The sequence below is a fragment of the Natronorubrum amylolyticum genome (genome assembly GCF_052040145.1).
Classification (GTDB): Archaea; Halobacteriota; Halobacteria; order Halobacteriales; family Natrialbaceae; genus Natronorubrum.
In genome coordinates this window covers 357,141-379,871 of record NZ_JBPPFW010000002.1, presented here as the reverse complement: position 1 = coordinate 379,871, position 22,731 = coordinate 357,141, and the positions used below count along the sequence as shown (strand labels likewise).

Sequence of the window (22,731 nt, the reverse complement as noted above, 5' to 3'; positions counted from 1 at the left end):
TCGAGCCATGACAGAGACACCACCGGACACCGACATCCGCCAGTTAGACGAGAACACCGTCGCCCGCATCGCCGCCGGCGAGGTCGTCGAACGCCCCGCCAGCGCGGTGAAGGAGCTCCTCGAGAACAGCTTAGACGCCGACGCGGACACCGTCGACGTCACCGTCGAGGAGGGCGGCACCGAACTGATCCGGGTCGCCGACGACGGCCACGGAATGCGCGAGGCCGACGTCCGTGCGGCCGTCCGCGAGCACACGACGAGCAAGATCGACGGCCTCGAGGATTTAGAGTCCGGCGTCGCCACCCTTGGCTTCCGGGGCGAGGCGCTGCACACGATCGGTTCGGTCTCGCGAGTGACGATCCAATCACGCCCGCGAGACGGAGACGCGGCCGGCGGCGCCGGCACGAAACTCGTCTACGAGGGCGGCGAGGTGACGGCCGTCGAGCCGACCGGTTGCCCGGCAGGAACGATCGTCGAGGTCACGGACCTCTTCTACAACACCCCCGCACGCCGGAAGTTCCTGAAGACCATGGCGACGGAGTTCGCCCACGTCAACCGTATCGTCACGCGCTACGCCCTCGCCAACCCGGACGTCGCTGTCTCCCTGACCCACGACGGTCGCGAGGTGTTCGCGACGACGGGCCAGGGCGACCTGCAGGCCGCCGTGATGGCCGTCTACGGCCGCGAGGTCGCGAGCGCGATGATTCCCCTCGAGGCCGAGAGTGACGACCTCCCGCCCGGTCCGCTCGAGTCCGTCAGCGGGCTCGTCTCCCATCCCGAAACCAACCGCTCGAGTCGGGAGTATCTCGCCACCTACGTCAACGGCCGGGCGGTCACCGCCGACGCGATCCGCGAGGGGATCATGGGCGCCTACGGCACCCAACTCGGCGGCGACCGCTACCCGTTCGTCACCCTCTTCCTCGAGGTGCCCGGCGACGCCGTCGACGTGAACGTCCACCCGCGAAAGCGGGAGGTCCGCTTCGACGACGACGAAGCGGTCCGCCGGCAGGTCGACGCCGCGGTGGAGTCGGCGCTGCTCGAACACGGACTGCTCCGGTCGCACGCCCCGCGAGGCCGATCCGCCCCCGCGGAGGCTCGAGTCGATCCCGGCTCGGCGGAGACGACCCAGCGGACGGCGAGCGAGACCGGGGCCACTCCGAAGACCGATGGCGAATCCGGGTCGTCCGCGGACGGCGTAGCTGGCGAGGAGGTGTCGACCACTGCTCCAGCAGCCGACGGTTCGGCTGCCGACGGCGCGACGGACGCCACGTCTGCCGAATCGGCGGCCGCTGGCCCTGGATCCTCCGTCTCGTCTTCCGCTGGGGATTCTGCAGGCGCAGGTTCGATGTCTCCGTCGAGTTCGTCGCCCGCTGCTGGCGACTCGAGTGCCGAATCGACCTCCCGCTCGTCGACGTCCGATGTGAGCAGTGCACCATCAGAACCCGACTCGGTAGAGAGCGAGCCGGGTGCAACGGAGAGTGGGCCGGGTGCAACGGAGAGCGGGTCCGAAGCGGCGGTCGATTCGACCGATGCCGTGTCCACCGAGACGTCAACGACAACCCCTACCTCGAGTCCGGACCCCGATCCTTCGCGCAAGTTCGCCGCCGCGACCGAACAGCGCACGCTCACGGGCGAGCCCGCGACCGGCGACGAAACCGCGTTCGACTCGCTGCCCGCGCTGCGCGTCCTCGGCCAGCTCGACGACACCTATCTCGTCTGCGAGACGGGAGACGGACTCGCCCTGATCGACCAGCACGCCGCCGACGAGCGGGTGAACTACGAACGCCTGCAGCGGGCGTTCGCGGACGACCCCGCGGCGCAGGCGCTCGCGTCGCCCGTCGAACTCGAGTTGACCGCCGTCGAGGCCGAGGCATTCGAGAACTACCGCGAGGCCCTCTCGCGGCTGGGGTTCTACGCGGATCGGACCGACGACCGGACGGTGGCCGTGACGACCGTTCCGGCGGTGTTAGAGGAGACGCTCGAGCCCGAGCGCATCCGGGACGTGCTGGCGTCGTTCCTCGAGGGCGACCGCGAGTCGGGCGCGGAGACGGTCGACGCGCTGGCCGACGAGTTCCTCGGCGATCTGGCCTGCTATCCGTCGATCACGGGGAACACCTCGTTGACGGAGGGCTCGGTGGTCGACTTGCTCGCGGCGTTAGACGATTGCGAGAATCCGTACGCCTGCCCGCACGGACGGCCGGTGATCGTGCAGTTCGACGCCCGCGAGATCGAGGACCGGTTCGAGCGGGATTATCCGGGCCATCAGGGGTGAGACGCCTTCGATCGGCGTCGGTGTCGACCTCGAGCGACCGACAGTGCGGTTCGGTCAGTTCGGTCGGTCCTGATTCTGCTCTCGATCGCGGTCGATCAGACTGAACTCCATCCAGAACCCGATCAGGACGAGTATCAACAGGAGAAAAAGCCCGCCCATCAGGGCGAACTCCCATCCGATCGGTGCTTCCGCTTCGACGAGGCCACCAGCCCAGCCGGCGATGAGCACGGCGAACCCGGTGGCAGCGATGAGGAGGATGAGGAGTCGGTCGCCGAGTTGGCTCATAAACGCCCGTTGGCACCCACTCAGCCTAACGTGCCAGCCTGCAACAGACGACAACGACTCCCGGTAGCGGTTTTACGGTCATCCGCGGAGTGGTTCGAGTCCGATGGCACGTCCCTCGACGGCCGGTAGGGACGGTTCGTAAGCGCTCCGCAGGATCTTGCCGACGGCGCTGCGAACGCCCCCGAACAGCGCACCGATCGGCATCGCCACCGGTAGGAGACTCGAGGACGAACCCTCACCCATGCCCACTGTACGCGAACTCGACGGCGCGAACGCGGGCGGACAGTTCGTCCGGACCGCGCTCACGCTGTCCGTGCTCGCGAACGAGCCCGTTCGCATCGACAACGTTCGCGGCGACCGATCGACGCCCGGCCTCCGCCACCAGCATCTGGCAGTTCTCGAGACGATGGCCGAACTCTGCGAGGCCGACGTGTCGGGCGCCGAACTCGGCGCGGAGACGGTCGCGTTCGATCCCGGTCTCGAGTCGACCGACGGAGCGACCGACTGGCACGGTCGAGGGCCGGGCCGTCTCTCGGGCGGCGAGTACGAGGTCGATATCGGTACGGCGGGGAGCGCAACGCTGCTGTTCGACAGTTTGCTGCCGCTCGCGACGGTGCTCGACTCCCAGCTCTCGGTGACGGTCACGGGCGGCACCGACGTGCCGTTCTCGCCGCCGCTGGACTACTCGCGTTACGTCAAACTCCCGCTTCTCCGCCGACTCGGACTCACCGCAGCCTACGAGGTCGACCGTCGCGGGTTTTATCCCGACGGCGGCGGGCGGGTGACCCTACAGCTCGCCCCTTCGAGCCTCGATCCGGTCGACCTCACCGAACGCGGGGACCTCGAGGGCGTTCGGCTCTACTCCACCGAGTCGGCGTCGCTCGCCGATCGCGACGTGGCGTTTCGGCAGGCCGAAGGCGCCCTCGAGCGGCTGTCGCTCGACGAATTCGGACTCGAGGTCCTCGAGCGCCGGGAAACGACGGTCGCGAGCCCGTCTCCCGGCACGGCAATCGTGCTCCGACTCGATCACGGGAGCGGCGTCGCCGGCTTTGCCGCCCTCGGTGAACGAGGGAAGCCAGCCGAGCGAGTTGGCGAGGACGCTGCAGATTGTTTGAACCGGTTCCTCGGGGAATCAGGTCCTCGGACGGCCCCAGTCGACCGCCACCTGGCCGACCAGCTGCTCGTCTCCCTCGCGCTCGAGGGCGGCCGCGTTCGGGTGCCCGCGGTGACCGACCACGTCGCTTCGAGTTGCGAGTTGCTCGCCGCGTTCGGCGCGACGGTCGATATCGTGTGCGATGACGACGAACGCGCAGAGACCGACGGATCGGCCCTCATCTCCGTCGACTCGACGACCGATCTATAACGCTCGGCGACGGCCCGCCGCCGGCGTAACAGGCGTCCAACAGAACGCCACAACTTATGACAGCGCCGTTCGTTGGTCCGCGCATGGTCGACGAACACAGACGTGGTCCGGTCTGGGGGGCCGAGCCGTGAGCGATATCGTTACGTTCGGTGAGACGATGCTCCGACTGTCGCCGCCCGACGGCGAGCGACTCGAGAGCGCGACCGAGTTCGAGGTTCACGCGGGCGGTGCGGAGAGCAACGTCGCCATCGCGGCGGACCGACTGGGCGCGACGGCGACCTGGCTGTCGAAGGTCCCGGAGACGCCGCTCGGACGGCGCGTCGTCGGGGAGATCCGGCGACACGGGATCGAGACCGACGTCGTCTGGAGTCACCGCGGCCGGCAGGGAACGTACTACCTCGAGCAGGCTGGTGACCCCCGCGGGACGAACGTAATCTACGACCGCGAGAACACCGCCATCTCGACGGCGGAGGCTCGAGAGTTCGACATCGAGCAGATCCAGAACGCTCGCGTCTTCTTTACGACGGGAATCACGCCTGCGCTCTCCTCGACGCTGCGCGAGACGACGGCGAACATGCTCAAGGCGGCTCGACAGGGTGGGACGACGACCGCCTTCGACTTCAACTACCGGAACAAGCTCTGGTCGCCCGACGAGGCTCGCGAGACGCTGACGCGATTGTTCCCGGGAATCGACGTTCTCGTGATCGCCGCTCGCGACGCCCGGACCGTCCTCGGCTTCGAGGGCGATCCGCGCCAACTCGCGCACAAACTCGGCTCGCAGTACGACTTCACCACCGTCATCGTCACTCGCGGCTCGGAAGGGGCGATCGGCTGGCATGACAGCGTGGTCCACGATCAGGAGGCCTACGAGACCGACACCGTCTCCCCCATCGGCACCGGCGACGCCTTCACCGGCGCGTTCATCGCCCGCCGCCTCCACGGCGAGGACGTCCCCACGGCCCTCGAGTACGCCGCGGCGACGGCAGCGATCAAGCGCACGATCCCCGGCGACGTGGCGCTGCTCTCCAAGGACGAGGTCGACGCCGTCGTCAAGGACGGCGGAACGGCGCTGTCGCGGTAACGGCCGGCTCGGTCGGCCGTCGTCGACGCGTCGCTCGTCGCCGTGTTCGCTGCTTTCGCGACTCGAATAGCCCGATAACGTCATCTGGGTCCTCGACGTGCCGTTTCACGCGGCTCGCACGCCGGTTGTAGCCGTGTTGTAAAGCTGTATCATCTCACCGTACGATCTCTGGAACCAACACTCGGATCGGGCGATACCGGTGCTGAGACACGTGCTATCTTCTATCCAGGAATCTTTATTATTAAACGTGACCTATACTGTGTCGATCATTCATGAGATCCTTCGACGATATGAACCGCCTGTTCCGCGAGATGGACCGCAGCTTCGACCAACTTCGCTCGACGTGGATGCGTGAGTTTCAGGCACCCGGATTCGGTCCCGAACTCGACACCGCCGAACGGCCCACACTCGAGTCCGCCGACGAGCCCGTAGTCGACGGCGAGTGGGGTGTCGAATCGACCTTCGGGACCGACGCCGCGGCGACGCTCGAGGAAACGGACGAGGGCTACGTCTACGTGATGGACCTCCCGGGCTTCGAAAAGGACGACATCGACCTGACCTTCGACGACGGTGTGCTGTCGATTCAGGCCCACACCGACGTCGAAGCGGGCTCCGACGCCTATCGATCCGTTCGCTCTCGCCGTGTCGGCCGGCGGGTCCCTATTCCCAAGACGATCATCGCCGACGAGATCACTGCGAGCTACCACAACGGTGTCCTCGAGGTGGCTCTCCCCGTCGAAGGCGACCACGAAGACGACGGACACCACATCGAGATCGAGTGATTCGCGAGGGGATCCCGATACTCACCTGACCGAATCATCTCGTTCCGGGCCTTTGTCATGCTTTGTGGCCCGTATCCCGTTTTTGAGTACGAGTAGTCAGCTATCGTCGACCACGACTTCCGTTCGACGCTCAACCGAACGTTTCAGTTACCAGACCTACGCTATCGAGAACTATTTCGGCTTTGACACGGTCTTCGTCCGTTTAGCGTCACTGTTTCGAGGATGACTCGAGATACGTATCAGAACCCGTACAACCAATCACCGGCTGGCCGCGTACTTTTCCCTATCGGCGTGGTAGCAGTACACGTGACTCGAGTCGTTCGGCAGGCGACCGTCGACGACGTCTGGGCCGTCCACGAGACGGCCCGCGAGAGCTGGCACGCCGCCTACGACGAGATCATCGGCTCGGAGACGGTCGACGACGTCGTCGACGACTGGTACGCGATCGGCGACCTCGAGTCGTCGATTACCGACGCGACCGACCGCGACGACGCCGCCTTCATCGTCGTCGAACCGACGCCAGCCGACTGCGAGTCGGAGACCGACTCCGACTTCGAGCGCGACTGCCTGGGCTTTGCCCACGTCGTCCCGTGGCCGGAGAACGCCGACGTCGGCTATCTGGTCCGGCTCTACGTCCGTCCCGAGCGCTGGGGCTCCGGTGCGGGAACCCGACTCCTCGAGCGACTCGAGGCCGACCTCGAGTCGTCGTTCGACCGAATTCGCCTTTCCGTGCTCGCGGACAACGATGTCGGCGTCTCGTTCTGCGAGTCTCGAGGGTTCGAGCGGGTCGGGACCCGCGAGACCGGTCTGGCGGCGGGGTTAGAGGAGTACGTCTACGAGAAGGGGATCTGAAACTGTCAACTCGAGAGGAGAGCCACTTGTGTTTTTGTTCGATCACTCGTAGTTCGGTGTATGGACTGGACCGTCCGCCAGGCGACGCCGGATGCGACACCGATCGTCCACGAAATCGCTCGCGAGAGCTGGCACGCGGCGTACGACGACTTCCTCGGTCCGGAGACGGCCGACGAGATCGTCGACGACTGGTACGCGGTCGACGACCTCGAGGCGTCGATCGCCGCGGCTACCGAGCGCGACGACGTGACGTTCCTGCTCGCCGTCGAAGGGGCGTCCGAGCGGTCGACTCCGGACGAGATCGGCGGCTTCGCCCACGCAGGGGTTCGTCCGGACGACGGTGCGGTCGCCACCCTGATCCGACTGTACGCGCGGCCGGACGTGTGGGGCAGCGGGGCCGGATCAGCACTGCTCGAGCGGGTCGAAGCCGACCTGCGGCCGTCGTGTGCCCGACTCCGGCTGACCGTCTTCGCGGCGAACGAGGTCGGCGTCTCGTTCTACGAGTCGACCGGCTTCGACAGGATCGAAACGCGGCCGACGGATCTCGGGGACGGACTCGAGGAGTGCGTCTACGAAAAATCGCTTTGAAGTGGTGGTCTCTCGGTCAGTGTTCTAGCGTCTTCTCCGCTTCGTCGTCGTCGACGACTTCGATCCCGCGGTTGTTGACCGCCGTCGGGTCGAGACCGACCTCCTGCAGGAAGGTCTTGTACTCGCGTTCGGCCTGCTCGGCGTCTTTCTGCTTGTCGCTGGCGCGGTCGCAGAGTTCGATCAGGTTCTCCGGCACGTCGTTCTGGTAGACGATCCAGTGGTTGATCAGGTCCGAGAGACGGCGGATCGGACTGGTGAAGTGGCCGTAGATCTCGAAGTTCAGGGCGTGGTGGCCGCCGAACGGATCGTTCATGTACTTCGCGCGGGGCATCACCTTCATCACGGCCCACTGGATCTTGTCGAGTTGGCGACCCGGGGCGTCCTCGAGCGTCGCGTTGACCGCCTTTCGTGGATCGTCCCAGGTGCTGCCCGGGATCGAGACGCCGTCCAAGTCCTGAATCTCCTGCAGGGCCTTCGACCACTCGTCGGGACTGGGCTGTGGGTGGACGCGGTACATCGCTTCGACGCCGCGATTCCACATCAGTTCGTGCGTGACGGCCTTGTTGGCCTTCAGCATGCACTCTTCGATGATGGTGTGGGCGCGGTCGCGGGCGGGATTGAGGACGAGCGAGCCGTCCTCCTTGCGGATCTCGTGCATCCGATCGGCGACCTCGTGGACCAGTTTGTTCTCCTCGTGGAGGGGGGCGTCGGGATCCTCGAGTCGGTTCTCGGCCTGCGAGTAGGTCAGCCGTTCGTCGGACTCGATGACGGACTTGTAGATCTCGATATTGTCGTAGGAGAGGGTCTCCTTGTCGAGGTGCATCTCGACGGTGTGGGCCAGTCGGTCCTCGTTGGGGACCAGCGAGCAGACGGTCTCGGCGAGGACGGGCGGCAGCATGTGGATCGTGTAGCCCGGCAGGTAGACCGTGTTCCCGCGCTCGACGGCCTCGTCCCACATCGCCGTCTCGGGGTTGACGTAGTGGGTCACGTCGGCGATGTGGACCCAGAGGACGTACTCGTCGTCTCGCTCCTCGATCGAGATGGCGTCGTCGAAGTCCTGGGCGTCGATGGGGTCCGTCGTCCACGTCGTCAGCTCTCGGAGGTCTTTACGTTCCTCGACCTCGTCGGCGATTTCGGAGTGGACGTCAACGGTTCGCTCCTCGGCTTCCTCGAGCACCGCCGAGGGAAACTCGTCGCGGATCTCGAGTTTCTCGAAGAGTTCCTCGCGTTTGTTCTCCAGATGGCGTGCCAGGTCGTCGCTAATCTCGATGGGGCCCTGCCCTTCGGCCGTGCCGGCTTCGGCCTGTGCGTCGTCACTCATACGGTGGGGTACGGACGAAAGGGTGAAAGTCGTGTCGGGATGGGAACGGTCTTGCGTGACCGACTCGACCGGCGTTCGTGGCCGAGAAACGCCGAAGAGGCGATCGTTCGGTCGCCCTGACGAACGATTGTCGCCCTGACGAACGACTGCGACCGGCCGCGAGTCAGCCAGAACGGGTATGGGGATTCGGGCGAAAGACGGGGACGAATCCGACGACATGTCCTGGCAGTATCCTCCCCATCTCCTCCCGTATATCGGCGTGCTGTTTCTGGCGATGGCCATCTCCGGTGCGTTGGCCGTCTACACCGTGGTGGCACGGTCGGACACGATGGACGAACCGAGCGTCCGGGCGTTCGTCGGTCTGAACGCCGGCTGTGCGCTCTGGTCCGGAGCGTACGCGCTGCAGTTGCTGAGCGTCGAGCTGTCGACGAAACGGCTCTGGTTGAGCGTCGCCTTCGTTAGCTCTATTCTCGTGGTGGTCTCGGTGTTCGCCTTTGCCGTCGCGTACTCGGATCACGAACGGTGGCTCACCCGGCGGACCCTTCTCGCGATAACGTTCGTCCCCGCAGTGGGGTTCGTCCTGCACGCGACTCAGTACCGAAACCTGTACGAACGTCCAATCGGCACCACCGTCGTCGACGGCTTTGTTGTTCTGGATCGAACGCTGGAACCGGCGGCGATCGTCACCCTGCTGTTCATGTACGGACTCGTCATCGTCGCCGCGGGGTTCTTGCTCAAAACGGTGTACGAATCACAACGCGTCTACCGCCTGCAGTCCGTCGCCGTCCTGATCGCGATTCTCGTTCCGTTCGGTCCCAATATCGCGTGGGCGCTCGGTCTGGGTCCGGCAGGGAACCTCGATCTGACGCCCGTCGCGTTCACCGTCTCCGGAGTCGTGTTGGCCGTCGCGATCTATCGCCACCACCTGCTGGATATCGCTCCCGTCGCCCGCACCGCCGTCGTCGAAGACATGCGCGACGGCTTTCTCGTGATCGACGAGGCCGGCCGTATTCGAGACGCCAACGCAGCCGCTCGACGGAGCGTTGCCGGCGACGCACCACCCTCCATCGTCGGCCGGGACGTGACTGTGCTCGTCCCCGATATCGCACCGGTCGTCCGCGACGGGGCGTCGACGGACCAGGTCGAAATCGTCGTCGACGGCGACGACGGCCGCCGATTCTTCGACGTCCAGGTCCAGCGACTCTCGAGCGCGGACGAGATTCGGTTAGTCCTCCTCCGCGATGTCACCCGACAACACGCCGTCGAACAGCGGTATCAGTCCTTCATCGAGAACGCCTCCGACCTCATCACGATGGTCGACGACCGCGGGATCATCCGCTACCAGAGTCCCTCCTGTACGACCGTGCTGGGGTTCGAACCCTCGGAACTGGTCGGCCGGTCGGCGTTCGAGTTGGTGCATCCGGACGACCGAGCGCAACTCGTCGAGCAGTTTCGGAACGGACTCGATGCGAATATCTCCGTTGATCGGGCGGAGTATCGGCTCCGAACCGCCGACGGCAACTGGCGAGACGTCGAGACGATCGGGAGCAACCTGCTCGAGGATCCGTTCGTGGAGGGGGTCGTGTTGAACACGCGGGATATCACTGACCGCAAGCAACGCGAACGCGAGATCCGTCGCTCGAACGAGCAACTCGAGCGGTTCGCGGACGTCGTCAGCCACGACCTGCGTAATCCGCTGAACGTCGCTCAGGGCTACCTCGAACTGGCCAGCGACGACGTCGATTGCGCGCATCACGACGATATCGCACTCGCTCACGACCGAATGGAATCGATTATCGAGGACGTCCTTCGTCTGGCTCGAGAGGGGCGACCGATCGACGACACCGAGCCGGTCGACCTCGTCCGCGTCGTCGACCGCGCGTGGGCGACCGTCGACACCGGCGAAGCGACCCGTTCGGTCGCGAGCGAGCGGCCGATCGTCGCCGACGAAGACCGACTGGTTCGGCTGCTCGAGAACCTGTTTCGGAATAGCGTGGAGCACAGCTCCACGAGCCCTGCTTCAAGGGTTCAACAGGACAGTGTGGAGCACAGCTCCACGAGCCCTGCTTCAAGGGTTCAACAGGACAGTGTGGAGCACAGCTCCACGAGCCCTGCTTCAAGGGTTCAGCAGGACAGTGTGGAGCATAGCTCCACAAGCTCTGACTCGCAGGCTCGTCAGAACAGTGTAGAGCACAGCCCCACGACCAGTCGGTCGCAGGCCGACGACAGCGCAGAGCACGGTTCCGAGACCGTCCACGTGCGGATCGGAACCACTCCTGACGGGTTCTTCGTCGAAGACGACGGGCCGGGCATTCCGGCCGACGACCGCGAGCGCGTCCTCGAGTACGGCGAGACGTCGTCGCCGTCCGGAACCGGGTTCGGGCTCGCGATCGTCGACGAGATCGTCGACGGCCACGGCTGGACGCTTCGGATTACGGAGAGCGTTGACGGGGGCGCTCGGTTCGAGTTCGACACTGCGGACACGTCTCGAACAGCTACAGGGACTCGGGATCCGTCCGCCGTCGATGACGCGTGAGGAGCGTCTCCTCGAGAGCCGTCGACCTGCTCGACTGCGGGCGGGATAGCGGAGTCGCTTCGCTGGAAGTGTCCGTCCCGGAGCGATTCAATACCCCTCCTCGAGCGTTCCGTATCGCTCCTCGACGGTCTCGAGATAGCTCGAGAGAAAGCGCTCCCGTGTCGTTTCGCCCGCTTCGAGTTCGATCAGCAACGCCTCGAGTTCGTCCCGCGGATAGTGACAGAGGTCGTCGTGACAGGATTTACAGAGGTGTTCGAACGACTTGTCGTCGCGGTCCCAGCGATCGCCGTGTTTGTCGTATTCGCGCGCCTTCGACCGGGGGACCTGTTCGCCACAGGCGAGACACGTCACCGCCTCCGTGTGGGTCCGGGAGGGCCACATATGTCTCCCAATATCGTGCTATTACTTAGCAATTCTCACACGACCTCCACGAGCGGACTGTCCGGGTGGTCGATCAATCTCCCGAAGCGGAAGTTCTCCAGCGGTCGGTTCTCGATCGATTTGGTAAGTCGTTCTCGTCGCACGTTTCGGCCGGTCGGGTACGGTAGGTTGGGTACAGTGAATCACGGTCGGCCCGTACCGTTCGGCCGATCGCCGTCGGTCGTGCGAGCGTCGCCGTCGCCACCGTCGGACGCCGGTTTCCGCTCGGGTCCTTCCTCGAGCGCGGCGTCCGTGTCGGGCATCTCGAACGGTCCGTCCGGATCGATCACCGTTCGTGCCGGAATCGGTTCTTTCGGCGGCGGACGACGCGCGATCAGTCGCTGAAAGCGGGTGAGGTCCCGCGGTTGGTCAGTCTCAACCTCCTCGTACTCGATGACGACCCGATCCCCGTCGGCGAAGATCCGGACGTAGTTTAGCCGGAACGAGGGGACGTAGATCCCTGGCAGCCGCGAGAATCGCGTCTCGACGTGCTGGAGTTTCTTCAGCCAGGTGCCCGTGTTGACGACGACCCGGTCGCCCCACTGCGTGAGCGATGCCCGATGCGTGTGGCCGTAGACGTAGACGCAGACGTCGGGGTTCGCCTCGAGCGTTTCCCGGGCCGCGTGCAGGAACGGCTCGTCGCCCTGTCCGACTTGAACGCCCGAGAGCGCGACGCCGAAGCGCTCGAGCGTGTGTTCGAGATCGCGTCTGAAAAACCACAGCGGGACCGCGAGCAACAGGAGGACGGCGATGATGACGAGGTTGATCGTGACGATGATCTCGAGAACGGTGCCGGCGATGCCGAGCGCGTGGACGAGAGGATTGTCGGTGAACAGCCGTGCCGGGAGGATTCCCGTGACCTCGAGGATGGTTCCGAACAGGTAGAGCAGCGTGATGTTGAAGAACAACAGCAGCGGGACGACGATCGCCCGCAGGTACGGGCTCATCTCCCGGTAGAAGTAGTTCGAGAGGAGCCAGCGCGGGATCTCCTCCATTGGGGTGACCGACTGGATGTCGCGCAGCCAGTCGCCGCTGGCTCGGTTCGAGTACCGACCGGCCGTATCGACGATCCGCTGGACGACGAAGTAGCCGACCGGAAGCGCGTCGGGGTTGCCCCAGTCGGGCAGCCGGTTGTTCGCGTCGTGTTGTTGGCCGTGTTCGATCCAGATTTTCGGGGTCTCGTCGACCCCATCGACGTCGACCTCGCGAGTGATCGCGATTTCGGGCTCGAGCGCGACGTTGAACGCCGCGAGTCGCTCGGCGTGTTCGGGGTAGCAGGCCAGATCGTAGTCGTGGTTGCCCGGAATGAGCGTGATATCGATCACCTCGCCGGTCGCCCGAAGTTGGTCGAACACCCGCGGATGGTCCTCGATCACGCGCTCGAGTTTCGCCGGCCCCGTCACTTCGGCGTACTCCCACAGCCCGAAGGCGTCGCCGTTGATGATCAGTTCGACGTCGCCGCCGCGAGCTTCGAGATCCGCGAGAAACTCGAGGAGTTCGGCCTCGAAATCGAGCGTCGTGAGCTGCTCGTCGCCGCCCATATGGAGGTCGCTGATAAAGACGTACTCGGTGGCCATCGATCGTGCTCTGGCGAGCTACCAGCCGCGGAGGGATAGTGGTTTGCCCGCTCCCACCGATCGACAGAAATCGCTCGATCGTCGGGAGCCGTCTCGCCCGCTCCGATTCCGTCTACTCCCCGTCCGAGTCGCCGATCTCCCCTTGATAGTACCGAGTCCAGACCATCTGGGCCGGAATAATCAGTATCGGGACGAAGTACGCCGCCGAGAGGTTTACGGTGGCGACGACGATCGAGAGAACGAAGACGGCCGGCGAGATCAGCCCTCGAATCGTGATCAGGCGGGCGGCGGCGTCGCTAATTTCGCCGGCCGTAAAGTCGGCTCGAGCAGCGTACGTCCAGACCGCGGTGAGGAGCACGCCGACGAGGACGAAGTTGAGCGCGTACAGTGTCCAGGCGAACTGCGTCCCGTAGACGCCCATCAGCTCCGTCGGATACGGGAGAAACGAGATCGAGAGCAGAAACAGCAGGTTCAGCCACAGCAGGATCCGATCGTGGGCCTCGATGTACCGAAAGAGGTTGTGGTGGATGATCCAGTAGAGGCCGACGACGACGAAACTCAGGAGGTAGCTGACCAACAGCGTCTCCTGGTCGGCCACCGCGGCCGGTAGCTCCGAGGCGGAGACGTCCGGCACTTCGAACTGTAACACCAGCAACGTGAGCACGATGGCAAACACGCCGTCGCTCAGCGCCTCCATTCGATCCGTGTCCGGGCCCCCGAGCGTCCGTACCATACGTGGATGTCTACTCGAGGCGACGAATATGCTGTCCCGCTTCGCTCGTAGTGAGGGGTCGATCGCGGCGGAGTCTCAGACGCGAGGGCTCGGGTTCGCTGCCGATCGACAGTCGGTTGGCGGTTGACAGCCGGTCGGTGGTCGCAGCCCGCTCGAAATCACTCAAATCTTCATTCGGCACGTGACCCAGAAGTTGGGGCGCGTGACGCAGAATCTAACCTATTAAATGCACACGGGCGGAAGGGCGAGTATGCAGGTTAAGTCCCGACACCACCTCCGGAGTGACGCCGTCTCGGACGTAGAGACCACGCTCGAGGAGCAACTCGGCGTCTCGCCCGACGGTGACGCCTACGAACGCGTCGAGTTCGAGGAGACCGACTGGGAGGTCGTCCTCATCGACGGCGAACCGCAGGTCGCCTACTTCGACGACGAGCCGTTTCTGACGGTTCGAGGGGCCAACGCTTACGAGCCCGCGAAGCAGCTGGTGACGGTCGATTCCGGCGCCATCTCGTTCGTCAGCGACGGCGCGGACGTAATGCGGCCGGGGATTACGGAGGCCACGGACGACATCGAACCCGACGATCTGGTCGTCATCGCCGAGGAGTCCCACGGGAAGGTACTGGCCGTCGGTCGGGCTCGAGTCGCGGGCTCGGATATGGTCGGCAGCGAGGGGAAGGTCATCGACTCGCTGCACCACGTCGGCGACGATCTCTACGAGTTCAGCGGCTAGCCATCGGTCACGGATTTCTTCGCGGAGTCGTCGGTTCATCGACGCTCGAAGCCGCGTCAGGTACGACGTATTCTGACTTCGAACGTGTTAATTCTGTTTCTATACCGAGTTCAGTGCTGAACAGTCTGCTCACGCTGGCGGCAGTGATCTCCACGTCCTCCCCAGCCGATTCACTCGTTCGCTGGCTCACGGTCGTCGACCGTTCGCCTTTCCGCGGCGCAAAGCGCCGCACCCCGCTCACTCGCTCATCCCTCGCACGAATTGTGTGTCACGTCTCGCTCGCCGCTCGCCGCGACACAGCGCGCGCCGCCGCACGTGGCGAAGTCGGCAGGTCACGAACCGTTCGGTAATACGGGATCGATACCCCGACTCAAGCAATCGTTCACTCCTCGGCTTCGGCCAGCGAATCCGCCTCGAAGACATCGCTGTAGCGCTCGAGGGTGTCCTCGTAGCCGGTCATCGCGAGGTCGTAGGTCTCGCGCAGGTCCGCGATCGGGGTCTCGGTTGCGTCGACTCGCAGGTCGTTGTACGGCGGCTCCCACTCGTGGGATTCCGTCGAATCGACGACCACAGCGGCGCTCTGAACCGCCAGCCCCTCGCGTTTGTCGCCGCCCTCGAGGTCGCCCGCGGCGAGCGCGTCGATCAACCGCTTCGCGAGCGGCTCGGTTTCGGCGTCCGCCACGACGGCACCGGGTCCGGTCGACCGATCCGTCGTCTCGTAGACGGCGTTGGCTTCGTAGCTCGCCGCCGTCGCCTCGAGGACGTCCTCCCCGGTCAGCATGTTCCCAGCGACCGTGAAGTGATCGCGCTCTTCGTGGCCGAACCAGTCGACGCACTCTTCGCCGGAGAAGGCGAAGGTGCCCTCGCTATCGACGCCGTGGAGCTGGCGCTGTGGCGCGCCGTCGTCGGCGTTGAGTAGGGCCTCGAGCGCATCGTCGACCGCGAGGCCGTCCTCGAGGTACTCGAGTCCGCGTTCGCCCAGCTCGACGTTGACGAGGCTCTGGGTCGCGATCGCGCCGTGTTCGCTGACGAACGGACAGAGGGTGCCGACGCCGGGCAACCGCGTCGTGACGGCGACGCCAAATCGCTGGTGTGAGTCGCCGTCGTCGGTCTCGTACGTCTCGCGGACGCAGATGCTGAAGGTCATCGGTCGACGGTTGGTCTCAACGGACGAAAAATCTCCCGTCCGTTGAGCAGTGCACGACCGACTGCTACGAACCCGTGTCTGCCGGTCGCTTCGGTCCGGCACTCGCTGATTTGCCGTTCACTCGAGACCACGTCTGACGTAAGAACTATACTGGCGGCGGCGGTGGGTTACGCCAATGGGACTTATGAGCAAAATTCTCGGCGGCGGCGGTTCCCGAGCGGCCGAGGATTACGTCGAACTGAATCTCGACGATGTATCGGCGGACTCGGCCGACGCAGCGATGCAGGTACACATCGCCGAAGTCAGCGGCCAGGCCGACGCCATCGACATCAAGGATACCGTCTACGACGGCGACATCGTTATCGCGGACATCACGCGTCTGCGAACCAACGACAGCACGGTCGAACACATCGTCGACGAACTCCGGCAGGTCGCCCAGGAGGTCGACGGCGACATCGTCCGGAAGGGTGACGATCAGATGATCATCACGCCGACCGGCGTCCGAATCAGCCGCGAAAAGCTGGGCCAGCGGGCCTGAACGGCGGCCGTTCGATTCTACGGACGCCTCGACTCGAGCGCTGCGGCAGGGTCTGCCAGCACGTGTCGCAGAAAATCTTCTCCCTGAGCGGTCGGAACGACCCCTTCGAGTCTCACCGCTGGCGATACGAGATCAGCACTCGTGACACGAGGCTGAGATGGGGCAAAAACACCCGGATTATGTTGCTGGATACGGTGACGAACGACAAAAACCGTGATTCCTGAGCTCGGATACCGCACCGGCTGATATCGCCTCGAGCGGCGGATAAAGGCCGTGCATACAACGGGTACTGAAACTGTCACGAGTGGCTGGGGGTCGCTGCCGTCGTCACGGAGTCGCGGTACGGTTTACCCGGAGGCGTAGTTGAAAGGGGATAACGCGTTTACTGCCCGGTACAGCATGAGTAACCGACCATCTCACGGCGCATCTGCTGGCTACAAACACCGCTCGATTCGGGCCACTCAGCGGCCCTCGACCACCGTTCGAAACCATTCTGTCTTTACTGATATGAATTCGGTCGATCGAGGCTGGAGGCGCGATCGGTCGTGAGCGAATCACCGCGCGTCGTTTCGCCGTCGTGGCTCGAGGCCCACCGCGAGTCGGTGACGGTCGTCGACGTCCGCGAGGAACGCGATTACGAGGAGCTGGGCCACGTCCCAGGGGCGGTCAACGTTCCGGCCGACGCGTTCCGCGACCCGAGCAGCGTCGCGGCGGGAATGCTCCCCGGTGCGGAAACCGTTGCCGAACTGATGAGCGAGGCTGGAATCAGTCCGACCGACCCCATCGTGGCTCTCGACGACGAGCGCGGCGTAAACGCGGCTCGGCTCCTGCTCACTGTCAGCGTCTACGGCCACGAGGGACGGTGCTACCTGCTCGAGGGCGGCCTCGGGTCGTGGCTCGCCGAGACCGACACCGAACTGGAGTCGGCCGTTCCCGTCTGCGAGCCCGCGACGTACGACGCCGAACTGCAGGACAGCGCTCCGCTCGTCGACCGCGCTGGCGTCGAGACGGCGGTCGAAGGAGACGCGGTCGTCCTCGACACCCGAACCCCCGCGGAGTACGACCAGTCACACATCCCGGGTGCCGTCCAACTGGGGTGGGAGGATCTGCTCGAGGACGACTCCGGTCGGCTGAAGCCCGAGGCGGAACTCGAGACACTGCTCGCCGACCGGGGAATCGAGCCGGACGATCGGGTCATCCTCTACTGCAACACTGCGCGACGGCTCAGTCACACCTACGTCGTGCTCCGCCACCTCGGCTACGAGGACGTCGCGTTCTACGAGGGGAGCCTGACCGACTGGGTGCGCGCGGAAGCGCCCGAGTGGGATCCCGTCGCGCTCAAGGCGCAGGTCCGCGCGTACGCCGACGCGGGCGGGTTCGACGCGATGGTCGAAGAATTGGGCGAGGAGGTGCTCAATCGCCTGAAACTGATCGGCCTCTACCACCAGAAGCAGGCGGGGTACTTCATGCTCCGGACGCGGGCTCCTGGCGGGATCCTTTCGGCCGAGCAGGCTCGCGTGATCGGCGAGGTGGCCGACGAGTTCGCTCGCGCCCCCGAGGAGTACGGCGGTCCCGATCAGAACCCCGTCTTCGGCGACGGCTATCTCGACGTGACGACCCGGCAAGATATCCAGATGCACTGGATTCGGATATCGGATGTCGACGAGATCTGGCGTCGCTACGAGGCCGTCGGCCTCGAGACGATGCAGGCCTGTGGCAACTCGGTGCGGAACGTCGTCGGCTGTCCCGCGGCGGGCATCGACCCGAACGAAACCGTCGACATCCGCCCGACCGTCGAACGGGTCAGCGAGCGGTTCCTCGGGGATCACCGCTACGCCAACCTCCCGCGAAAGTTCAAGATCAGCGTCGCCGGCTGCCACGAGAACTGCGCCCGCGCCCAGATTCAGGACCTCGGTTTCACCCCGGCAGTCAAGGACGGCCGCGACGGATTCGCCGTCCGGGCGGGCGGCGGCCTCTCGGACGGCCCCCGCGTCGCCACCGACCTCGAGTGCTTCGTCGAACCCGATCAGGTCGGCGACCTCGTCGAGGCGCTCGCGGATCTCTACATGGACCACGGCAGCTACCTCGACACCGCGGTCAACCGCCTGCGGTACCTCGTCGAGGAGTGGGGAACGGAGCGGTTCCGCGCGGAACTCGAGTCGTACGCCGACTTCGCGTTCGAACCCGCGGACGAGTCGCTGACGACGGAGTACCGGGGCGACCACGTCGGCGTCCACGACCAGGACGACGGCCGGAACTACGTCGGGCTGAACGTGCCGACGGGCCGGATGGGCGGTGACGAGTTCCACACCCTCGCACGACTGGCCGACGACCTCGCTGACGGCGAACTTCGCCTCACGCCGAATCAGAACGTCCTCGTGCCCCACCTCGCGGACGACGTACTCGAGACGTTCCTCGAGCACCCCGTCGTCGAACGGTACAGTCCCGACCCCGGCCCGTTCACCCGCGGTATCGTGACCTGTACGGGCCGGGAGTTCTGTACGTACGGCATCGTCGAGACGAAGAACCGGGCGATTCGCTGGGCGCGCGAACTCGACGACTGGGCCGAGAAGAGCGACGTTGCGGACGACCACGACGTGATCCGGGTTCACATCTCCGGCTGTTCGGCCTCGTGTGCCCAGCCGCAGGTCGCCGACTTCGGGCTTCGCGGCGAGGTGTACCGCGACGATTTCGACTCCGGACGCGCGGCCGATCTGGGACTCGGCGGCGATCTGGGCGAGGACGAGTTCGTCGACTGGCTCGTCGGCAAGCTCCCGATCGACGAGGTGCCGGCCGTGATCGAGCGGACGATGCTCGCCTACGATGCCGACCGCGACGGCGACGAGTCGTTCGCGGCATGGACGCGGCGCACGTCGAACGCGGATCTGCGCGAACTCGTCGCGGATCGACCGGCGAGAGACGCCCGCGAAATCGGGACGGAGGTGCGCTAAATGTCCGGATCGAACCAACCACGAATTCCCGCACGCAAGGGCGTCGGCGGCGACCCGCGCGAACGGAACGACGACGTCGCGGAAGCCCCCGGCAAGATCTGGTTCCGCGACTTAGACGAGGCCGTCATCGAGGCCGAGCGCTGTATCCAGTGTGCCTCGTGTGTCGCGGCCTGTCCCTCCGACTCGATCGGCATCGACGAGGAAGAACGGCGACCCACACTGGTCCGGATGTGCACAGGCTGTTCACGCTGCTGGGACTTCTGTCCTCGTAGCGGCCTACGGTACGAACGGCTCCTCGGACTGCAGGAAGACGAACGCACGCTCGAGGAGCCCCGAACCTACGCCGCTCGAGGCACCGACGAGACCGCCCGGGCCGGACAGGACGGCGGCGCCGTGACGGCGCTGCTGGCCGAGTTGCTCGAAGCCGGTGATCTCGATGGGGCTATCGTGGCCCGCGAGAGCAACGAGGACCCGCTACGCGGCGAGGCATTCCTCGCGACCTCGCGCGAGGACCTGCTCGAGGCGGGCGGCAGCATCTACAACCAGACGATGGGGCTGGGTCAGATCGATGACCTGCTCGCCGACGCCGAGCTTGCGGTTGACGATCCCGACCTCGCGCTGGTCGGCACGCCCTGTACGATTCAGGGGGCGACCGCGCTCGATCGTTACGGTCACGAGCCCGCAGCGCCGATCGCGCTCACGATCGCGCTGATGTGTACGCGCAGCTTCGAATACGAGCGGCTGGTCTCCCGGCTCGAGTCGTTCGACGTCGACCCAGCCGCCGTCGACAAACTCGACGTTACCGACGGCGTGTGCTACGCCTACGACGATACGGGTAAGATTCTGCTCGAGACCGACGTCGATGCCTTCGACGCCGCGGGGCTGCGCGGCTGCGACGAGTGTGCGGACTTCGTCGGCGGTGCGGCCGACATCAGCGCCGGGAACGTCGGCTCCGAGGTTGGTGAGACGAGCGAAGCGAGTCGATCCTCGTCGGACCGACGGTCCGACGTCGATGAGACGACGGTCGTCGTTCGAACCGAGACCGGGCGGGACGCCTGGGAACGGGCCGTCGACGGCCTCGAGTTCGCCGAAATCGACCGTCCGGAGGCGCTCGAGAACCTGGCCGGCTGGAACCGCCGTCGCGCGGAGGGGATCTTGCCGCGAGCGTACGATCCGGACGGCGCGATCGGGATCACGTACGAGCAACACCGCGAGGCGTACGACGGCACGGATCGCGAGCCGAAACCGCTGAATCCGGCTCGAGTTCACCAGTACGAGGAGTGGTGCTGACCCGGTGCGCGGCCGAAATTCGGTATCGACCGCCGGTTAGCTCCCCTGTCCGGACGTTGTTTTCACCCGGCGGGAATTCCGGTGTCGGGTTATTACGTGCGGAGTGTAACTCGTTCGCATGACTGGATTCCGAGCAACGGTCGTCGTCCAGGAGCCCGCGGACTGTCCGATCGCGGACGTTTCAGCGACCACCGACGATCCGATCACGAGCGTCACGCGCTCCCGAGCCGCGACCGACGGGTCGGTCGTCGAGGAGTTCGGCGTTGCGGCCGGCTCGTCCGTCGAGACGACAGAGGCGAGTTCGCGGACCGAACTGACGCCCGTCCAGGCCAACGACCGAGAGGAGATCTACCGATTCGAACGCGAGTCGACCGCCGACTGCGCGTGTGAGGTCATCGAACGCACCGGCACGCCGCTCTCGTCGGTCCGGGCCCAGAACGGGGCACTGCTGTTGACGTTCCGAACCCTCGAACTCGAGGAGATCGCCGACATCGTCGACAGCCTCCGCGCCCGGTTCGACGGCGTCCTCGTCGAGGAACTCACGCAGGACCACGAGGACGACTCCTCGGACCGGGTGATCGTCGATCGAGACCTGCTCACGACGCGCCAGCGAGAGATCCTCGAGACGGCCCACGAACTCGGCTATTTCGAGTACCCGAAGGGGGCGAACGCGACGGACGTCGCCGAGGAACTCGGTATCGCTCGGTCGACGTTTACCGAGCATCTGGCGGCCGCACAGACGAAGCTTCTCGACGCGCTCCTCGAGGAGTGACCGACGCTGATTTCCGGGACCGATTGGCTGGGGTCTACCGATCACGAGCCGTCTTGGTCTTGCGATTGGTGAGTCTTCGAGAGGGGCAGGTGTGTGGTCCCGAGAATCGGGTTCAACGGTTTCGGTACCTATTCCGAAGGAATAATCAACAAAAATAACGGTATCGGTTACGAACGTCGACTTTTCGATCGTCGACCCGCTACTGGCAATCTTCCGAACACTAATTAACGCACAAACAGTCGTCGAACGAGCCCGACAGCAGACAAACGACAATACTTTTCCATCAGGGTGCGGAATCTCCACTATGGCTGACGATCTCAAGAAAGGGCTGGAGGGAGTCCTTGTTGCAGAGTCCGGACTCAGCTCGATTGACGGTGACGAAGGTCGACTGATCTATCGAGGGTACCCGATCGAGGATCTCGCCCGCGGAGCGAGTTACGAGGAAGTCGTCTATCTCCTCTGGCACGGTCACCTCCCGAACGCGGACGAACTCGAGGAGTTCACCGCGGCGCTCGACGAGGAGCGCGACGTCTCCGAGGACGTCCTCGAGACGATGAAGCGACTCGCCGCCGCCGACGAGCAGCCGATGGCCGCACTCCGGACTGCGGTCTCGATGTTCTCGGCGTCCGAGCCCGAAGACGACGCCGAACCAGAGGATCTCGAGGCGACGCTCCGAAAGGGTCGTCGCATCACGGCCAAGATCCCGACCGCGCTCGCGGCGTTCGAGCGCTATCGGCTGGACGAGGAGCCGGTCGATCCCCACCCTGACCTGGGACTCGCCGCGAACTTCCTCTACATGTTGACCGGCGAGGAGCCGAGCGACACCCACGCCGAAACGTTCGATCAGGCGCTCATCTTGCACGCAGACCACGGCCTGAACGCCTCCACGTTCACGTCGATGGTGATCGGTTCGACGATGGCCGACATCTACAGCGCGGTGACCGGCGGTGTGAGCGCACTCTCCGGCCCGCTCCACGGCGGTGCGAATCAGGACGTCATGGAAGTCCTCTTCGAGATCGACGAGAGCGACCTCGACCACCGCGCGTGGGTCGAGCAAGCGAACGAGGAGGGGCGACGCATCCCCGGCTTCGGCCACCGCGTCTACAACGTCAAGGACCCGCGTGCCAAGATCCTCCAGGAGCGCAGCGAGGAACTCGCGGCCGAGGGCGACGACAAGTGGTACAACTACACCACGACCATCGAGCAGTACCTCTCCGAGGAACAGGGGCTCGCCGAGAAGGGGATCGCCCCGAACGTCGACTTCTACTCCGGCTCCGTCTACTACCAGCTCGGCATCCCGATCGACATGTACACGCCCATCTTCGCCATGAGCCGCGCCGGTGGCTGGGTCGGCCACGTCCTCGAGTACCAGGAGGATAACCGACTCATCCGCCCCCTCTCGCGGTACACCGGGCCGGAGGATCAGGAGTTCGTCCCGCTCGAGGACCGATAACGACGCGTCGCCGTTCGATTCGATTTTTGACGCTTGGTGT

At 65.1% G+C, this 22,731-nt stretch carries 20 protein-coding genes; 13 read left to right on the top strand and 7 right to left on the bottom strand.

Features of this window, described 5'->3' with window-relative positions; translation table 11 throughout:
- Positions 1–7: 7 nt before the first annotated feature.
- Positions 8–2,272, top strand: a complete 2,265-nt coding sequence (gene mutL, locus ACSFDB_RS08225) for a DNA mismatch repair endonuclease MutL (protein ID WP_440770518.1) — start codon at positions 8–10, stop codon at positions 2,270–2,272.
- Between the two features lie 54 nt (positions 2,273–2,326).
- Here the strand turns inward: mutL and ACSFDB_RS08220 are convergent, their stop codons facing one another.
- Both ACSFDB_RS08220 and ACSFDB_RS08215 read right to left on the bottom strand, forming a co-directional pair.
- Positions 2,327–2,557, bottom strand: a complete 231-nt coding sequence (locus tag ACSFDB_RS08220; protein ID WP_440770517.1) for a hypothetical protein — start codon at positions 2,555–2,557, stop codon at positions 2,327–2,329.
- A 78-nt stretch (positions 2,558–2,635) separates the two neighbouring features.
- Complete coding sequence (locus tag ACSFDB_RS08215; protein WP_440770516.1) at positions 2,636–2,800, bottom strand: hypothetical protein; 165 nt, start codon at positions 2,798–2,800, stop codon at positions 2,636–2,638.
- On the opposite strand from ACSFDB_RS08215, the gene rtcA reads away from it, so the two are divergent.
- The 5 genes from rtcA to ACSFDB_RS08190 all read left to right on the top strand — a co-directional run bounded on the left by rtcA (position 2,799) and on the right by ACSFDB_RS08190 (position 7,223).
- Positions 2,799–3,920, top strand: coding sequence for an RNA 3'-terminal phosphate cyclase (gene rtcA, locus ACSFDB_RS08210; protein WP_440770515.1), 1,122 nt, complete (start codon positions 2,799–2,801; stop codon positions 3,918–3,920). The two genes, ACSFDB_RS08215 and rtcA, sit on opposite strands and share 2 nt — an antisense overlap.
- Before the next feature lie 127 nt (positions 3,921–4,047).
- Positions 4,048–5,001 (top strand): bifunctional 2-dehydro-3-deoxygluconokinase/2-dehydro-3-deoxygalactonokinase, encoded by a 954-nt coding sequence (gene kdgK1, locus ACSFDB_RS08205; protein ID WP_440770514.1) that lies wholly within the window; start codon positions 4,048–4,050, stop codon positions 4,999–5,001.
- 272 nt (positions 5,002–5,273) lie between these two features.
- Positions 5,274–5,783, top strand: coding sequence for an Hsp20/alpha crystallin family protein (locus tag ACSFDB_RS08200; protein WP_440770513.1), 510 nt, complete (start codon positions 5,274–5,276; stop codon positions 5,781–5,783).
- 306 nt (positions 5,784–6,089) lie between these two features.
- The gene (locus tag ACSFDB_RS08195) at positions 6,090–6,635 is read left to right on the top strand and encodes a GNAT family N-acetyltransferase (protein ID WP_440770512.1); all 546 of its coding nucleotides are present in this window, start codon (positions 6,090–6,092) and stop codon (positions 6,633–6,635) included.
- 60 nt (positions 6,636–6,695) lie between these two features.
- Positions 6,696–7,223 carry a GNAT family N-acetyltransferase gene (locus ACSFDB_RS08190; RefSeq protein WP_440770511.1) on the top strand — a complete coding sequence of 176 codons (528 nt, stop codon included), beginning with the start codon at positions 6,696–6,698 and terminating at the stop codon, positions 7,221–7,223.
- Positions 7,224–7,239: 16 nt separating this feature from the next.
- On the opposite strand, the gene ACSFDB_RS08185 is transcribed toward ACSFDB_RS08190, so the two are convergent.
- Positions 7,240–8,544: an RNB domain-containing ribonuclease gene (locus ACSFDB_RS08185; protein ID WP_440770510.1), complete on the bottom strand. Its 1,305-nt coding sequence runs from the start codon at positions 8,542–8,544 to the stop codon at positions 7,240–7,242.
- A 178-nt stretch (positions 8,545–8,722) separates the two neighbouring features.
- Here ACSFDB_RS08185 and ACSFDB_RS08180 point away from each other — a divergent pair, with 178 nt between their 5' ends.
- Positions 8,723–11,080 (top strand): histidine kinase N-terminal 7TM domain-containing protein, encoded by a 2,358-nt coding sequence (locus ACSFDB_RS08180; RefSeq protein ID WP_440770509.1) that lies wholly within the window; start codon positions 8,723–8,725, stop codon positions 11,078–11,080.
- 87 nt (positions 11,081–11,167) lie between these two features.
- Here ACSFDB_RS08180 and ACSFDB_RS08175 read toward each other — a convergent pair whose 3' ends face one another.
- The 3 genes from ACSFDB_RS08175 to ACSFDB_RS08165 form a co-directional block, all read right to left on the bottom strand.
- A complete protein-coding gene (locus ACSFDB_RS08175) occupies positions 11,168–11,461 on the bottom strand; it encodes a DUF7562 family protein (protein WP_440770508.1) in 294 nt (97 codons plus the stop codon).
- Positions 11,462–11,643: 182 nt separating this feature from the next.
- Positions 11,644–13,077: a metallophosphoesterase gene (locus ACSFDB_RS08170; protein ID WP_440770507.1), complete on the bottom strand. Its 1,434-nt coding sequence runs from the start codon at positions 13,075–13,077 to the stop codon at positions 11,644–11,646.
- 112 nt (positions 13,078–13,189) lie between these two features.
- A complete protein-coding gene (locus tag ACSFDB_RS08165; RefSeq protein ID WP_440770506.1) occupies positions 13,190–13,810 on the bottom strand; it encodes a TMEM175 family protein in 621 nt (206 codons plus the stop codon).
- A 250-nt stretch (positions 13,811–14,060) separates the two neighbouring features.
- Between ACSFDB_RS08165 and ACSFDB_RS08160 the strand changes: the two genes are divergently transcribed.
- Positions 14,061–14,540, top strand: coding sequence for an RNA-binding protein (locus ACSFDB_RS08160; protein ID WP_440770505.1), 480 nt, complete (start codon positions 14,061–14,063; stop codon positions 14,538–14,540).
- Between the two features lie 382 nt (positions 14,541–14,922).
- Here the strand turns inward: ACSFDB_RS08160 and ACSFDB_RS08155 are convergent, their stop codons facing one another.
- A complete protein-coding gene (locus ACSFDB_RS08155) occupies positions 14,923–15,687 on the bottom strand; it encodes a DUF1028 domain-containing protein (protein ID WP_440770504.1) in 765 nt (254 codons plus the stop codon).
- Between the two features lie 175 nt (positions 15,688–15,862).
- On the opposite strand from ACSFDB_RS08155, the gene ACSFDB_RS08150 reads away from it, so the two are divergent.
- The 5 genes from ACSFDB_RS08150 (at position 15,863) to citZ (ending at position 22,691) form a co-directional block, all read left to right on the top strand.
- The gene (locus ACSFDB_RS08150) at positions 15,863–16,225 is read left to right on the top strand and encodes a cell division protein SepF (RefSeq protein ID WP_440770503.1); all 363 of its coding nucleotides are present in this window, start codon (positions 15,863–15,865) and stop codon (positions 16,223–16,225) included.
- Between the two features lie 545 nt (positions 16,226–16,770).
- Complete coding sequence (locus ACSFDB_RS08145) at positions 16,771–19,176, top strand: rhodanese-like domain-containing protein (RefSeq protein ID WP_440770502.1); 2,406 nt, start codon at positions 16,771–16,773, stop codon at positions 19,174–19,176.
- Positions 19,177–20,466: a Coenzyme F420 hydrogenase/dehydrogenase, beta subunit C-terminal domain gene (locus tag ACSFDB_RS08140; RefSeq protein WP_440770501.1), complete on the top strand. Its 1,290-nt coding sequence runs from the start codon at positions 19,177–19,179 to the stop codon at positions 20,464–20,466.
- 118 nt (positions 20,467–20,584) lie between these two features.
- A complete protein-coding gene (locus ACSFDB_RS08135) occupies positions 20,585–21,238 on the top strand; it encodes a helix-turn-helix domain-containing protein (RefSeq protein WP_440770500.1) in 654 nt (217 codons plus the stop codon).
- A 304-nt stretch (positions 21,239–21,542) separates the two neighbouring features.
- Positions 21,543–22,691 (top strand): citrate synthase, encoded by a 1,149-nt coding sequence (citZ, locus tag ACSFDB_RS08130; RefSeq protein WP_440770499.1) that lies wholly within the window; start codon positions 21,543–21,545, stop codon positions 22,689–22,691.
- The last annotated feature ends 40 nt before the right edge of the window (positions 22,692–22,731 follow it).